Raw genomic sequence first — 14,139 nt, 5'->3', positions numbered from 1 at the left:
TTAATTAAATGAGAACCGGCCATTAATGAAAGCAAGTTATAACAACTTACTATGACATACATTATTTTATGACTGTGACACTAGCAGACTGCCGCTTTCATAATCAGCAACTCTTCGGTAAAAGGTATTCGGCTTCATGTTTACACGTTTCATTGCTCCCACAGCTGTAATCCTCTCAGCTTTCCATTCATCATACGCATTTACAAATTCAGTTGTAATCTTTTGCTTAGGTCTGCCAAACTTCACACCATTGTTTAAAGCAATCTCAATGCCCTCTGCCTGCCGCAGCTTCGTCTTTTTACGTTCCTGCTCAGCAACATAACTGAGAAGACTGAGGAACTGATCTTCCATTAGCTTACCAAGGTCTCCCATTGTTCTGAACTTACGACTATCAAATAGCGTTTCGTTTTCTAGTACAACAATATCAGCATTCAATTCTCTTGTGATAAGTTTCCACTCACGTATAATGCCGTCATAGTCTCTGCCTAGACGGTCTAACGCATCAAGGTACAAAAGATCACCTTCTCGAATAATAAGACGCAGAGCTTGATACTGTGGACGGTTAAAGTCCTTACCACTTTGCTTATCAATAAATATGTATCGGTCTTCGATCCCTAACTCTTTCATTTTCTTTATCTGACGTTCAGTATTCTGCTCCTTAGTTGAAACTCTCACATAACCTAGGTTCATGAATTGCATCCCCTTTGACACATCGTGTATGTCAAAAAGTATATCATAATAATGAAATATTTCATATGTGAAATATATATGTTTTGAAATGCGAAAATGGCTTCTTTTTCAATATGTCACTTTTTATACTTTTTGAACTACCCATCATTCATAACAAGTGATAAAAAAGTTCCTTTTAGTGAAAGTGATGAACATTTTATATACTTAACAATATTTATTCTATTTGGATGTCGAGGGCGCTTTGCTGTTGTCAACACCGTTTTATGGTTCTGGTTAGATGATTTCAATAGATAGATTGAATCAAGCTTTTCATGTTCTTTAAGACAATCATAGACAAAGTTAACTTCGATGTTATGAAAACTCGCCTTCATGCCGTTAAGAATAGACTTTGGTTTACACTCCTTATTGACTACAAATGGAGGATACTTCATTAACTCACTTCCTTTATTTTCATTCTACTGATTCAAGAATCAGACGCTTCTCAACCCTCTACGCTCATCGTACTTTATCTGCCTAATTCGCTCAAGTTCATCTCTTTCAACACCCTTATTCTGAATGACGCTGTACACCACTTCAAGCAGATCAGCAAGTTCCTCCAACTGCTGTTCATCTGTAGCTTCGAGAAAATCATTCAGTTCTTCCTGCATCTTGATCTTCTATACCTATTCAAACAGTTGAAATTTATATTTCTTTATTCCTTCTGGATATTTGGTCAGCATCTCAAACTTCTTAGTCTCGTTTGGCTCAATCCCTAATGAATCAATGGCATATGTCCAATCTGTATCAATCACATTATCATTTGCATCCATATATATTGCCTTAACTTTTATGTAGGAATACGATCTGTCACCATTGTTCTTTACTGATCCTGTTGCACGAATGTAATCTCCATCTCGACTCACTTCTATATCAGTGAGTTCAAGCATAGGAACTGCATCTTTATTTATTACGTCCAGCAGTTCAGTAAAGAAATCCATGTCCTCTGACTTTATTACAACATCCGAAATAACCTCAAATGCTTCTTCTGTCTTTCCTTGCTTATGTAATTCTTTAGCTTGTACCAGCAATTCATCATATTCATTGTCCGAATTTGAATTAACATGAGCCTCAGTGCTTGAACATCCAGATAAAATAGAGATAGAAAGAATAATAAGAAGAATTAAGATTGCATTTCGCACTTCAAACACCACTCCCCTTATCCTATGAAGTTCCTGCTTCCCATTTATACCCACAACTCATACAGCCAACCATTAGTTTCTTACTTCCAATAAGTCCTCCTAGCAAGCCAACTCCACCTAGCAAAGCACCTCCAACAGCAGACTTGCCAAGGCTAAAGCCTTTGTCTCCTGCGGATAATTGAGTGGATTTGCATTTTGGACAACGCAATATCTCGTTTGAATTATCCGTATCTTGAAACAACTGTTTGTTTGCTGGCTTCTTAATAATGTTTGAAGACTCTCCACAAGAGCACATAATAACTGCATTGGACTTATAGCCAATGTCATTAGATTGACAGCTAACCTTAAGAACCTTATTCTCCTTAGAACATCTTTCACAGCTAATATAATAATATCTCCCTGATTCATGCAATAACTTCATATCAAACATTCCCCCTAGAACCTTAGAAATTTTAATAACAATCTAGTAAGAACAAGCCACAGAGAACAGCTACATAACCACTTTTCATAATCCAAGCTTATCAACTGCCAATTTAGGCCTGTCTTTCAATATTCGAAATGCTCTAACAGTATAGTTCATGTTCTTCTTTGACCCAATTCACTCTGTGTATCTACCACGAGCATAACTATGAACTAGCCAGCTACGAATAATCTAAAAAAATTCAATTTATGGGCATCCTTTGCGTTGCGCCCAAGTTCCATCCCCATTAAATCCAAGCTTTTATTTGTTTTGCTTTATCCAACGTAGTACATTCTCATAAATTATCCCATACCTTTTAGCACTTTGTACATTATGTTGTTCAAAATCACTTAAATATCGATCACTAACAACAAATTCCGAATGCCAAACGCTATACTCAGTAAGAATAACTCTATCAGATACATCATCAAATTGATCAGCAGTAATGTCAATAATCAAATTGTCCACCTGAATCCAAGCATGTGATTGACTTCCTTTCCAACCACATACATAATAAGGACTCAATCCAGAATCTTTAAAATACTTAGCTAATAAATGACTTGAATCACCGCAGCATCCACTTGGGAATCGACTAAAGAAACTAGAGTCAGGAAAAAATTCGATAGACATATTCTCGAACGCATCACGGAAATGATTACTAATAGTTTTTATGTCGACGTAATTCATCTTACCTACTCCTTTAAAATTGACCTTTTAATACCTATCTCATTACATTCTGGTAATTATTAGGTCGACTACACCACCAATACCAAATAAGCATATGATCACTGATGTACATCCACTTTTTTTAGTTTGTTGATATTGATATTTTCTTCGTTTTTCCTTATACTCCTTACTTGAATAATATTTGTTCACACCTCTTGAATCGTATTCGTTAATACCTACTTTGTAACCGTCTTCATAATCTCTATAAAAATCCGGGCTGTATCCATCCACTAAGTATTTCCCTAACTTATATCTACCGTCGTGCCACCCTACTTCCCAACCTTCTCCATCATAAATAATTCTATCTTGTTTTAAAGCGTTAACCCTAGTATTCCATCTTCCACGCTGAATCTTTCTAGTCATTGTTTCCCCCCTTAAAATTCAGGTTTTAATTCTAATCCTCATCATTGAAATGATCAATTTGAATCAATAGTGAGACGATATCTTTTGCGATTTGACTTGCTTCTTCTGTTGTCACTTGTATTAAATGTCATTGCTTCAATCTACCGTCAACAGCTGGCTTCATAATATTCCGAAACAACTGTTTTGCATTCTCACTATTGAATTCATTTTCATTTAACGCAAGCAAATGGGATGAATATACATTCTCTAGACGATTAATAATGTCTTTTTGATTACTTGCTAATGACTCAACTGCAAAATATAATCTTTCCCATGCTGGATGGTATTTCATTATTGACACTCTCCTGTGTTATTTAAAGTGGTTAAAACAACTCTTTTATAGCTCATTGATGATCACCATATACTTGGTAGTTAGGCATGTCATCGAGCACATTTGTCCACCTTAAGCCTGAAACCTCTGGCATTAACTGTTTGAACATTCCCCAATTTAGTATATGGACTTTAAATAAATCTTGATGTGGCAGTGTTTGGAGACTCATAGAATTAAACGCTGGTTTATGTGCATAAATCAGTAGCCTTTCAGCTAAGTCAATTTCTTGTAACCAAACTTCACTTAATGGAGTGACACTACCTGCGAGTCTCCCAACGTAGAATTTAATGTCGCCATAGTTGTTTGTATTATCCCATTTCTCTTGAAGCAACCTTCTGCCAAATGTTTGATTTCCTGTTTTCCCAATGTATAGCAGAACATCTTTACCATATACTGGATGAGTACCGTATACCTGATATATTCCCTTTTCTGTGTTGCTATTCATAAGTCCTTTAAGTTGATCTAAGGTATATGGGCCATCCCAATCAATGTGAATCATCATCTGCTGCGTAATATTCAAAACTGCTCCCCCTATAAAGCTAGTATTTTAACTACTGTAATTTCAACTTCCTCACAATTTCTTTAATTACCTTGAACGAAACATTGTCTGGATGAGTCGGAAAAATTGGATCATCATTTTCGATTCTAATTTCATAATTATTACGAACATACATACCTAATGTAAAATGTAATGAAATAAGTTGTTTAATATCAAGTCCTATTAGATAATCTTTTGCTTCTCGATCCAGATCATTTGCAATGATATGCTCAGCTGCCTCTTTCACTGATTCAAAACTTTTTCGCTTCAAATAATACACTTCTCTCCACTTAAAATCTCAGTTTTATCTTCTTCTTTGTCTATGCGAGTATTCTAATCTTTCTTTCATGCTGATTACGACTCCAGACTTAACTAAGCAACTAGAGCAATATGATTTACCTTCAGCGTTCAAAAGAGGTTGTTTATTCTGATTGCTACAATTAGGGCACGTATAAGATTTTCCATAACTTACTCTATTGAAAGTACTCCATCTACCTTAGGTTTAGATGTCTTAAAAGAAGATTTATGCATAAGAAACGCCGTATCAAATCAATTTCTTTTAGAATTCCTTCTAATTAGTATCCCAATATCACTTTGTATTTGAGTAAAAAAACCACTTAGAAATTCATTATATGGATAATCCCTGACTTTACTTAAAACCACTTGCAGTCTATTAACTATTTCTTCATCACATTGTATAAATTCTAAGGCTTTTAGATAAATTTCAATCTTGTTTCTGTTGACGTTATTAGTTAAATCATCAATAATTGACTTCTCTAATCTGTTTGTGCACTCAGCGGCTAATTTACCACCTTTATTTTTAAAAGTATCAAATACTTGATATTCCATTTTAATATACTCGTATGGTGACCCTTCATTAAATTCGCCTTGAAGGGCAATTTCCATAAAGTCTACAATTTCAATTATATTTTTACTGTTTATTGATTTCATCAGTCCATCAAACTCATCATCTTTGGTCTTCAGATCAGGAAAGCAAGAGTAAAACAATGGGAGGTCAATAGTTTTTCTCATTAACAAGCTATAATCTATGTAATCATGACCTGTTGCAGCGTAGAAAATAAAATTATCAGTCTTGTGTAACTTATCCAATTCTGATGTATTACCGATTCGTTTTAATGCATTGAAAGCTGCAAGATAAAAACCACCGTTAAATATTTTTTTCTCATATGCGATTAAAGCTCGATCGCAATCTAATAAATCCTCTAAATCTTCATTGTGTTGAACACCACTGTAAGCTAAATGCTCGCACCCCTCGATCAACTCCTGCATTTTTCCCATATCGCTTGGAAAGAATTGATACGTAAAATCCCCTTGGTTATATTTTATCTCTAGTTTGCTATCCTTCGTATCAGTTGCGTAGTGACGTTCGACATGCTCTTCAAAAGATTGTTCAGTATTTAAGTAAACATAAAAACTGTTGTATTCGTCAGCATACAAATTAAAAGCATAGACATCTTTGTTATTATTCGTTGAAATAAATTCATTAACGATGTGTATACATCCCTCGTACAAAGCGTCCTCTAGCTCTTTAAGCGTAACTACTTGAACATCAATTAAGACAGTATCTGACTGTACAATACGACCATCGTCAGTCTTTACAAAGTATCCTGAATTTTCAAGTTCTCTATCTCCATTTAATAATTGACAAATTTCTGTATAGTATAAATTCATAATTCGTGCCTCCATTTATTTTTCATAGAATTATCTTAAAATCCGTGTATTATTAGCCTTCTTACGCGTAGTATCCACCTTTTGGTATAAATGTTCCATCTATGATGTAAGTCTTATATACTTGTGAGAAAACTTTGAGCGCCATAAATCGACTTTTCTTTTCGCTGACTAGGATCATTATATCGTCAATCAAAATGTCTTCTTGATTAAAATCGACCCCAATAAATCGAAATTCTAGTTCATAATCCAAGTCTTTTAAACATTCGCCATATTTATAACGAGCACCTGAATTAGTTAACTGAACTAATTCGAAAACAATACAAATTGCCATTTATTTTAACCCCTATTTCAAATAAAATCAGACTCTTATTTAAACATGTTTGATTTTTGATTATTCTTTCCGTTGTTATAGCTGCGCTCAAGTACATGAATTAATAAAAATACACCAGCTATGGTAAATCCTCCACTTACTAAATAGTTATTATTGGATAAGAACTTCATTGAGAGCTGTATGAAAAAAACAGCGACAATTATTTTAATAATTAGCTTATAATTCATGAATGCGAATTTCTCTCTCAACTGATACACCAACTTTCATTATTACTTCCTTCTCTTCCAGCAATTATACGATATAATAGGTAATATGTCTCAATTCAGGACAAATAAAGCAGTATCAATAAGCAATACTTTCTATATGGTCATGTATAAAAAAATCGAATAGGATGGTAATGAATCGTAATAAAGATATTGAAAAGAATATTACGCTATAGACTACACTCACTAACTTTTTCCTATCATGGAGCTGAAAAATGAATAATATCGTTAGATTATATGGGGAATCGCAATTAAATAAGATGAGGTTGCAATTAGCAAGAATGAAAAAACCAGAAGGTGTCCCATACTTCCTTACTGCCACTGATGAGGGGGCATTAATCAGGCAAGTTAAATTCGACACTTATCTTGAGGTAGCATTTAGACATGAGATAATGGAAGATGATTTAAAAAATCGTTTAATGTCGAACGCATGGAATACCTTCTTTCAAGCAAAGAATGAACTAATGGCGGCTTATTGCGTTGAAAGCAATGGTCATAAAATCTCATTTCATCCCAAGGGAAAAAACAACACTAAAGACGAGTTTACAATTCACACTGAATCAGACGATATCTTTGTTGAAGTAAAATCCCCTATCAAGGAGCCTGATAGCATTGTGTGGAGTGGTAATGATGCGCTTAGCATTCGTAAGACAATTAAAGATGCCACTAATAAGCAACTAGATAAGAACAATACTAACCTACTGATCTTTTCAGGTGATATGAGGATTCCAATTACTCACAGCTATCATTCAGGCATTATAGAAGCGTTGTACGGCGAAGAAAAACTGGTCTTATCTATAAACAGCTCTAATTTGTCCAATGCGCCTGAGAGAAGTTTTGAAGTTTCTGGATTGTTCCAGTCACATCGTAACACCCGAATCAGTGCTGTAGCAACACTTCAGGATCTTCTGACAGAGAAGGGATTCCATTATAGCTTTAAGTTATTCCATAATCCGTTTGCACTCAAGAAGATAAGCATTGATTTGTTTAAAGGAATAAAACAATACGTCTATAACGATGAAACAGATCAAATGAACTGGATTTAAAAAAGAAGGAGCGGCTACTTAGGCTCCTTCCTTCTTATTACTTCGTATAATATAAGGTGCTTCACATTAAATACTCCCTTGTACCATGTATATTCTATATTTTATATATGACGTTCTACGACATTCAATGTGCACCTAATTCAGATCATCATTTTATCTTTTTTCTAAAAGACAAAATTATAATCCACCAATGTCCACATCTCAGAGTAATATGCAGGATGTCTGGGTTGTTTACCATCCTTATCTTGAAAACATTTCAACTTCTCCCTATACGGTAAAAGCATTTTTTCTACTTGTCTTTTACGCCTAACATGTTCTGTATTGTCTGATCCCCAACCAACAATAATTATCTCAACTATATCAGAATTGACTCCTTGAATAATGTAATCATCATTGTATTTTTCATATTCTTGACTTCTATTTTTAAGACCAGAACGTGGTGTCGTCATATAAGCAAATAAATTAACAATCTCAATTCCACCATAGTCATTATCAACCAAGAAATTAGTCATATTCATTACTGTTTGATCTGACTTTAGTTCTGTCGCCTTACTTGGATTCAACATTACCAAAGCTGCTAACTTTTTATCTTTATCCCAAACGCGTGTTAATCTATATCGATAATCATCATTATCCGAAAAAATCGCGGTAGATACAATTGCTTTTTCAACAATTCTAGGCTTCAATAACATCCCTCCAAATAAATCCGAGAATTTATAAACATTGCCCTAGTTAATTTATCGTTGCTTATTCTGAGGATTATTATTTGAAAATGTCGAGCTTGGACTATCTTTCCTTTTTCTCATTCTTCTGTTGATATTCCAAAGATTTATTCTTGTGCTGTGATCACCTTCAAGGAGCGTGTGCGCTAACTTATGGCAGGACTCACACAAATATATTAAGTCATTTAATCTCTCATTACCTACACGCTTATATGATTTGTGGTGAAGGTTTAATTTAGATTTAGATTTACATACATTGCATTCATTTTTAAATTTTGAAGCTTTGTACCTAGCACGAACATCTTGCCAATGATTACTTTGCAAGTAAGCTTTATAGGAAGTGAAATTTTCTCCAGTGTTATTGCATACTATGGGAAATTTAATTTTAACTATTGCAATCACATCCCTATAAATGAATTATTACATTAGTAATTATCTAATACAAATTTCAGATGGTTCCACAAATGATAAATTAACATATTCCACTTTGTTTTGAAGATTGATATCAGAAGATACTAAAAGTACATTTGAGTTCTGTTTTTTCGTATTACTTCCACTGTTTGACCATTAATCTCAATAACACGATATCGCCTTCAAAACGTTTAATAATACCTTCATAATCCCTCGCTTCTGAGCTTCAATTATTCACATCCTATACAATCACGATCCAGCTTAGTGCTATAACCAGGATTACCTTTCCTATTTGGTTTTTTTCTAGTTTCTCTATACAAAAAACCACTTCATACAAGAAGTGGGGTTACTCACTACCAGAGTAGTCATGTTTTTATTCCAATGCACTTTCAAGCATCGCTTCTAATTCAATACGCATTTCTTCTTGTGTCATTTCTTCAATTGGTTTATATTCACCATTTGCATTATAATCAGAAGGATTGTCACTGATTCCTCCTTCAGGAACATACTCACCATCTGAATTATAGTCATTTATATTGGTAGACGGCGCTTTTGGATCAGACTCTAACTGCCCCTTAGTGTAAGGGGCTTCTTTACTGGTTGACCCAGCAGGACTTTTTATAAAAAGAGATGACACATCGGATTTATCCTCTGTATCTGTATCTTTTTCTTCTACAATTACTGTTTCTGGTGATGCAGTAGGAATATCATCAATTGCATTGTTATTAGCAGCATTGCATCCTGACAAAAAAGCTGATATGCCTACTATTCCAATTAAAATATTAAACCTTTTCACTTAATTATCCCACCTTATTCCATATATTCCATCAGCATAACACTAATAGTCCTTTTGGTCTAGGTAAAATTACTTACACACATGAAAATAAGTTGTTCTCTTCTTAAAAATCAAAACAAAAGACCAATCCATCTCTGGACCGGCCTTAGTCTTCCTTGCTTGTTTCGCTTTCCTTGTACCAATCTCTAACTTTGTTTAAGTCCATCTTGGATGAATCTGAACCGATAAACTTGCTCCAAGCGTCTCTCTGTTCTTGTGTCATACCAGTTGATTTATTAAGAATAGGTTTTATCATTGTTACTCTCCCTTAGCCATTGGATTATTTTATAACTCGCTGGATTAGCTGGCTCTTGGCTTTCCTTTGCTACAGACTTATAAAATTCATGCTTTTCTTCTTCAAAAGCTTTAGCAAAGCTTTTCCACTAAAGAGATAGCTTAGTTTTGCGCTTTCTCAGGCTTTAATGTCTGCTTTTCTTCTCTTCGTGACTTTTCAATAGCTAATTCTCTTGTATAGAACTCATTCTGATTCTCCATCATCTTCTTAGTCAATTCTTTAAAATCCATCATAGAACGTACACCTCCTATAGCCGGTTATATCACTTCATACTAAGCTATGATCTAATTGCAATTTGGGAAACAAGGAAAGCAATTGCAGGGGAATTGAAATAAAGAGAGGTATTAAACTACTAAGCGTTTTTTCTTTGATAATTGAGTTCTTGCAAATGTCATTAAGCAACTGCTGTTCTTTTTCATTTTCTGCTATGTACAGCTCTGCTTTCTTCTCTTCAAATTCTTTAAGCACCTCTTTGAAGTCCAACATGATTGCTAACACCTCCGTAAGTTGGTTTCGATTACCTGATGCAGAAATACCACCTATCTCCATTTAACATGAGTTAATGGAAGAAAGCAAGTCAAACTCTCTACAATCAAAACATACGCCACACAAAGGCACGATAGATCAACGATGATGATACGATAACGATATATTAACCTTACTTTGCATCAGTATTAGAGTCGTAACCGTTTCGTATCACTAAATATAACAATGAATGATCTGTAAGTATCATTTGCTTGCTTAATCTGTAGCCACATAAGTTTCTATTTTACTACCTTAACTGCTATAATGCTTTTTCGAAGGTTTCTAATGCATTAATAGAGAATCAAACCTTTACCTTAAGATATTAAGATACATCAGGAAAATTTCAGGAGGAATTATAAGTGGTGTACTAAGGCCAGCTGACTGATCTACTAGTTGTGCTAGTATTACACATTTAAAATAGTTCGCATTTCCCTACATATACTTTATAGGAAAATGCGAACTATTATTTAAACGGAAGATGCTCTTGTAAGATATCTTTGTCTTTTGTCCAACTTGTTTTCGTCATCTTCTTCAGCGTATCCCAGAGCAGATATAAACTCTTGAATTTTCTTATGATTGAAAGTTCGAGAAAACACACCCTTGCTCAATCCCGAACGTTTCAACAAAGTACTGTACCATATTATATCCGCTCCTGCTTCCTCTTTAAGGAGTCTTTTTACAAGATGCATGTTAGTAGCATTACCTTTTCGATCTATTTCGAGATCGAGCATGTTCTTAGGACTCCATTTGACTACATTACAACCAGGAAACTTGATCCCCATGTATTGGAGTAAAATATCGTCTTTGTAAAACATGAAAATCTTACCAAACACATTTTTTGAACTATCACGTTGGCTTGAACGTTTAAGCTCCTGTGAGTAATCAACCAGCATATCTAATATTTTAAATATTTCAATGCGCGGATCAATGAATCTTCTTGATGTGTACGTAAGGCCATCCAAACTTTCAAGAGATTCACCTTTTTGTTCTAATATTGCTTTTGTTTTTGCCATGTAATATCCTTCACCTTTATGGAGAATGCCACCTAAGATAACAATATTACAATCTTGATATTTATTACTCCCTTTAGTGGAGCCGTAATGAGCTACTTTTATTTTGCCATCTTGAATCAAGTCACTCAAAAAGCTCTCCACCTCATTGCGTTGACTTTTAAATACTGGGAGAAATATCTTTTCAGATGGATTCTCATTCGCAATAATACGTACATCATTACAAAATGATTGCACGGTTCCTGCTTGTTCCATGATGCTTTTAGTTCCTCTTACATTGGCACATTGATATAACGTCAATCCTTCAAACGTTCTCAATGGCTCAAAATCATAAGCGTGATAACGTCCATGGATATAATCAGCGTCCATATCGCCAGTGCCATCAAAGATATACGTGTTGAAATCTTGGAATTGTCTATAGTTATGATATCTACTTGTTGCAATAGATGAAACGGATTGCCCTTTAACTGTCTTCGTTTCAATAATGCCACCATTACGGATAACACAACTAATAAATTCCAAAATTGCAAACTCTTTATCTGTAATGTCGAATAACTCGGTATGCTTTCTTAATGTTGCTTCTGAAAATCCAAAAATACAATTCGTCTGCTCGATTATCTTACGATACTTTGAAGCTGAATCGTATAATGATAGGATGGTCGTTACAGCATTTGAAAGCTCTAAAGACTCTTTCTCATAGCCATTTGCCAACAAACGATCCTTGATGTTGTCCGTAAGAGACTGAAATAATTTTAATGGATACTCAGCTATGTAAATAAACTTAGGTTTTTCATCAACCATTAACCATTTACGCTCTATTCTTTTATCATCTCGCATAAAATAACCATATTTACTTGTAAAACCCTTTGTACTTGATAATAGTCGTTCTGAAGTCATAACTAATACAGGATAGTCAATCTGTTCAATTTTCTGACCCCAATATCGACAACTATTCATTTCAGAACACTTGCTTTTATTTTTAGATGCAGCACAAGATGTGTAGTTACATCCATTCTTTTGGTTCATGAGGCATTCTGTTTTATCAAATCCATACATTTCAAAGAGTGCTTTATATCCCAATTCGTCATTTATTTCACTCACGATTTTCTTTACATCAATGATACGTTCTAGAACAAGAATAGCACCAAAATTCTTATCCTGTCTAAGCATCACCTTAATAAAGGTTTCAATGATGGTAGACTTACCACCCCCCATATCAAGGGTAATTAGAGATGGCTTATCTCGCTTTCCAGTGAGTAATAAACATACAATATTGAATATATACTCAACATGCTTTGAATTGATTGTTTGATTACGTTTTGAAAATTCCAACAAAACATCATCAGTAATTTTTTGAACATCCTTTTCCACCTCAGATGTGGAAGTGATTGTGCTAGGTAGAAGAAAGCTGCTCTTCAGTTTATTTATTTCACCTTGTATATCAAGAGGATAATGCCCTAGTAATTTAGATACGTCTTCCCATCCCATTACCTCTGCAAGCTGGAATATTGAATAACTCGCACCACATGAACAATGGTACCACAGATACTGGATGTCAAACCATGCACTCGGGTTCCGATCAGCATGATCCGGCATACAACATCGTGCTGAAATACTGTTACCTCTTAGCCTACTATTCTCTAACCTGTCAATGAGAATTTCGACCAATTTTTCCTTTTTGTCACCGACTAATTCGATTAGTGGTTCTCTTTCTGGTATAAATATAGAATCTTCTTCGTCTAATTCAGGTAAATCTTGTTTTATGATAGATTGAGAATAACGAATTTCCGGCTCAAATATAGGTACAGTTACAGGATATTTTTTCCTCGGGTCTTTCTGGTGCATGAAATACGGCAACCTCAGAACCCTTGCTTCGTTAATACAATTTTTATCACCATCAAAATACTTAACCAACTGTTTTTGCACGTAATGAAATAACTCTACATCATCATTTGGTTCGGAAAGCAACCAATATACATGAAAACCATGCTTTGTACGCGATACTATCGATGGTGGGACTTTGAAACTCGTTATACGTTCGAGTGTTTCACGCTTCCATTGACTTAGGAGTTTAGCATCTAATCGATATTCCTTAGGTGCGTCAATATCAACAAACTGGCTGTTTATTTTCCCACCATTACGAATATGGCTGTTACTGACCGTACATGAATCCATAATCTCATAGTTTGGTGAGTTGACCGTAAAGCATACTGCACCATGTAAGGACTCACGCAGATAATCTTCAATTACTACTTTATCAAAGTTCTCTGCTGATTCCTCGCAAAGCAATTCTTTCTTTTTATTCTGGTATGCATAAAAATAGCCCTGATAACGTAAAATGCTTGTGGTAGAAGCTACGCTCTTTCCTTCAGGCAACACTCTTATTTCATAAGTGTTATTTCCATGAATAGCATTTAAAAATTCCAAAACACCTTCAGCATGTGATAAATCCTTAATTCCCATTTCTATTTTCATCTAATATCCTCACCTGTCTACAATAAATTAGATAGCGTTGGCTACCTATTTTTTTGTAGTTTAGAAACAGTGTATACAATTACTGTAAATGTCAACATAAACATGTACACTTTTGCTTGTTTAAGGATGTACAAAATCACTTGTCCTCTTGAACGAAATGATCCTTCAATCGGTACGATTCGCCTACAATAGTTACGACAGTTGCATGG

The 14,139-nt window shown here is 34.7% G+C and carries 18 protein-coding genes; 1 reads left to right on the top strand and 17 read right to left on the bottom strand.

Annotated features, from left to right (window positions below; genetic code table 11):
- Positions 1 to 66: 66 nt before the first annotated feature.
- The 11 genes from E0496_RS30395 to E0496_RS30345 form a co-directional block, all read right to left on the bottom strand.
- Entirely contained in the window at positions 67 to 690 is a 624-nt protein-coding gene (locus E0496_RS30395; protein ID WP_141505728.1) for a recombinase family protein, read from the bottom strand.
- A 470-nt stretch (positions 691 to 1,160) separates the two neighbouring features.
- Complete coding sequence (locus E0496_RS30390; protein ID WP_141505727.1) at positions 1,161 to 1,337, bottom strand: nucleoside triphosphate pyrophosphohydrolase family protein; 177 nt, start codon at positions 1,335 to 1,337, stop codon at positions 1,161 to 1,163.
- Positions 1,338 to 1,352: 15 nt separating this feature from the next.
- Positions 1,353 to 1,877, bottom strand: coding sequence for an FxLYD domain-containing protein (locus E0496_RS30385; protein ID WP_141505726.1), 525 nt, complete (start codon positions 1,875 to 1,877; stop codon positions 1,353 to 1,355).
- A gap of 13 nt (positions 1,878 to 1,890) precedes the next feature.
- Positions 1,891 to 2,289, bottom strand: a complete 399-nt coding sequence (locus E0496_RS30380) for a hypothetical protein (protein ID WP_141505725.1) — start codon at positions 2,287 to 2,289, stop codon at positions 1,891 to 1,893.
- 300 nt (positions 2,290 to 2,589) lie between these two features.
- Positions 2,590 to 3,015, bottom strand: coding sequence for a hypothetical protein (locus tag E0496_RS30375; protein ID WP_141505724.1), 426 nt, complete (start codon positions 3,013 to 3,015; stop codon positions 2,590 to 2,592).
- Positions 3,016 to 3,057: 42 nt separating this feature from the next.
- Entirely contained in the window at positions 3,058 to 3,417 is a 360-nt protein-coding gene (locus E0496_RS30370) for a hypothetical protein (RefSeq protein WP_141505723.1), read from the bottom strand.
- A 127-nt stretch (positions 3,418 to 3,544) separates the two neighbouring features.
- Positions 3,545 to 3,748, bottom strand: a complete 204-nt coding sequence (locus E0496_RS30365) for a hypothetical protein (protein ID WP_141505722.1) — start codon at positions 3,746 to 3,748, stop codon at positions 3,545 to 3,547.
- A gap of 52 nt (positions 3,749 to 3,800) precedes the next feature.
- Positions 3,801 to 4,307, bottom strand: a complete 507-nt coding sequence (locus tag E0496_RS30360; RefSeq protein WP_241675042.1) for a hypothetical protein — start codon at positions 4,305 to 4,307, stop codon at positions 3,801 to 3,803.
- A gap of 31 nt (positions 4,308 to 4,338) precedes the next feature.
- Positions 4,339 to 4,572, bottom strand: a complete 234-nt coding sequence (locus E0496_RS30355; protein ID WP_141505960.1) for a hypothetical protein — start codon at positions 4,570 to 4,572, stop codon at positions 4,339 to 4,341.
- Between the two features lie 302 nt (positions 4,573 to 4,874).
- The gene (locus E0496_RS30350) at positions 4,875 to 6,017 is read right to left on the bottom strand and encodes a DUF4303 domain-containing protein (protein WP_161601643.1); all 1,143 of its coding nucleotides are present in this window, start codon (positions 6,015 to 6,017) and stop codon (positions 4,875 to 4,877) included.
- Positions 6,018 to 6,078: 61 nt separating this feature from the next.
- Complete coding sequence (locus E0496_RS30345; protein ID WP_141505720.1) at positions 6,079 to 6,348, bottom strand: hypothetical protein; 270 nt, start codon at positions 6,346 to 6,348, stop codon at positions 6,079 to 6,081.
- Positions 6,349 to 6,826: 478 nt separating this feature from the next.
- On the opposite strand from E0496_RS30345, the gene E0496_RS30340 reads away from it, so the two are divergent.
- On the top strand, positions 6,827 to 7,657 hold the full coding sequence (locus E0496_RS30340; protein WP_141505719.1) for a hypothetical protein: 831 nt from the start codon (positions 6,827 to 6,829) through the stop codon (positions 7,655 to 7,657).
- A gap of 164 nt (positions 7,658 to 7,821) precedes the next feature.
- Here the strand turns inward: E0496_RS30340 and E0496_RS30335 are convergent, their stop codons facing one another.
- The 6 genes from E0496_RS30335 to E0496_RS30320 form a co-directional block, all read right to left on the bottom strand.
- Complete coding sequence (locus E0496_RS30335) at positions 7,822 to 8,343, bottom strand: DUF1643 domain-containing protein (protein WP_161601642.1); 522 nt, start codon at positions 8,341 to 8,343, stop codon at positions 7,822 to 7,824.
- Positions 8,344 to 9,163: 820 nt separating this feature from the next.
- A complete protein-coding gene (locus E0496_RS30330) occupies positions 9,164 to 9,586 on the bottom strand; it encodes a hypothetical protein (protein WP_141505717.1) in 423 nt (140 codons plus the stop codon).
- A gap of 145 nt (positions 9,587 to 9,731) precedes the next feature.
- Complete coding sequence (locus E0496_RS35765; protein ID WP_161601641.1) at positions 9,732 to 9,881, bottom strand: hypothetical protein; 150 nt, start codon at positions 9,879 to 9,881, stop codon at positions 9,732 to 9,734.
- Positions 9,882 to 10,021: 140 nt separating this feature from the next.
- A complete protein-coding gene (locus E0496_RS37035; RefSeq protein ID WP_277755897.1) occupies positions 10,022 to 10,153 on the bottom strand; it encodes a hypothetical protein in 132 nt (43 codons plus the stop codon).
- A gap of 34 nt (positions 10,154 to 10,187) precedes the next feature.
- Positions 10,188 to 10,406, bottom strand: coding sequence for a hypothetical protein (locus E0496_RS30325; RefSeq protein ID WP_141505716.1), 219 nt, complete (start codon positions 10,404 to 10,406; stop codon positions 10,188 to 10,190).
- A 506-nt stretch (positions 10,407 to 10,912) separates the two neighbouring features.
- Entirely contained in the window at positions 10,913 to 13,930 is a 3,018-nt protein-coding gene (locus E0496_RS30320) for a hypothetical protein (RefSeq protein ID WP_141505715.1), read from the bottom strand.
- Positions 13,931 to 14,139 lie beyond the last annotated feature (209 nt).

It is taken from the genome of Paenibacillus luteus, assembly GCF_006542765.1.
Classification (GTDB): Bacteria; Bacillota; Bacilli; order Paenibacillales; family Paenibacillaceae; genus Pristimantibacillus; species Pristimantibacillus luteus.
This window is presented reverse-complemented; position numbering and strand designations above follow the sequence as displayed.

Excerpts from the sequence above, each read along its gene's own strand:
- E0496_RS37035 (WP_277755897.1), bottom strand. The coding sequence starts at position 10,153 with ATGATGGATTTTAAAGAATTGACTAAGAAGATGATGGAGAATCAGAAT.
- E0496_RS30380 (WP_141505725.1), bottom strand. The coding sequence starts at position 2,289 with ATGAAGTTATTGCATGAATCAGGGAGATATTATTATATTAGCTGTGAA.
- E0496_RS30370 (WP_141505723.1), bottom strand. The coding sequence starts at position 3,417 with ATGACTAGAAAGATTCAGCGTGGAAGATGGAATACTAGGGTTAACGCT.
- E0496_RS30375 (WP_141505724.1), bottom strand. The coding sequence starts at position 3,015 with ATGAATTACGTCGACATAAAAACTATTAGTAATCATTTCCGTGATGCG.
- E0496_RS30390 (WP_141505727.1), bottom strand. The coding sequence starts at position 1,337 with ATGCAGGAAGAACTGAATGATTTTCTCGAAGCTACAGATGAACAGCAG.
- E0496_RS30365 (WP_141505722.1), bottom strand. The coding sequence starts at position 3,748 with ATGAAATACCATCCAGCATGGGAAAGATTATATTTTGCAGTTGAGTCA.
- E0496_RS30325 (WP_141505716.1), bottom strand. The coding sequence starts at position 10,406 with ATGTTGGACTTCAAAGAGGTGCTTAAAGAATTTGAAGAGAAGAAAGCA.
- E0496_RS30340 (WP_141505719.1), top strand. The coding sequence starts at position 6,827 with ATGAATAATATCGTTAGATTATATGGGGAATCGCAATTAAATAAGATG.
- E0496_RS30350 (WP_161601643.1), bottom strand. The coding sequence starts at position 6,017 with ATGAATTTATACTATACAGAAATTTGTCAATTATTAAATGGAGATAGA.
- E0496_RS35765 (WP_161601641.1), bottom strand. The coding sequence starts at position 9,881 with ATGATAAAACCTATTCTTAATAAATCAACTGGTATGACACAAGAACAG.
- E0496_RS30320 (WP_141505715.1), bottom strand. The coding sequence starts at position 13,930 with ATGAAAATAGAAATGGGAATTAAGGATTTATCACATGCTGAAGGTGTT.
- E0496_RS30395 (WP_141505728.1), bottom strand. The coding sequence starts at position 690 with ATGAACCTAGGTTATGTGAGAGTTTCAACTAAGGAGCAGAATACTGAA.
- E0496_RS30345 (WP_141505720.1), bottom strand. The coding sequence starts at position 6,348 with ATGGCAATTTGTATTGTTTTCGAATTAGTTCAGTTAACTAATTCAGGT.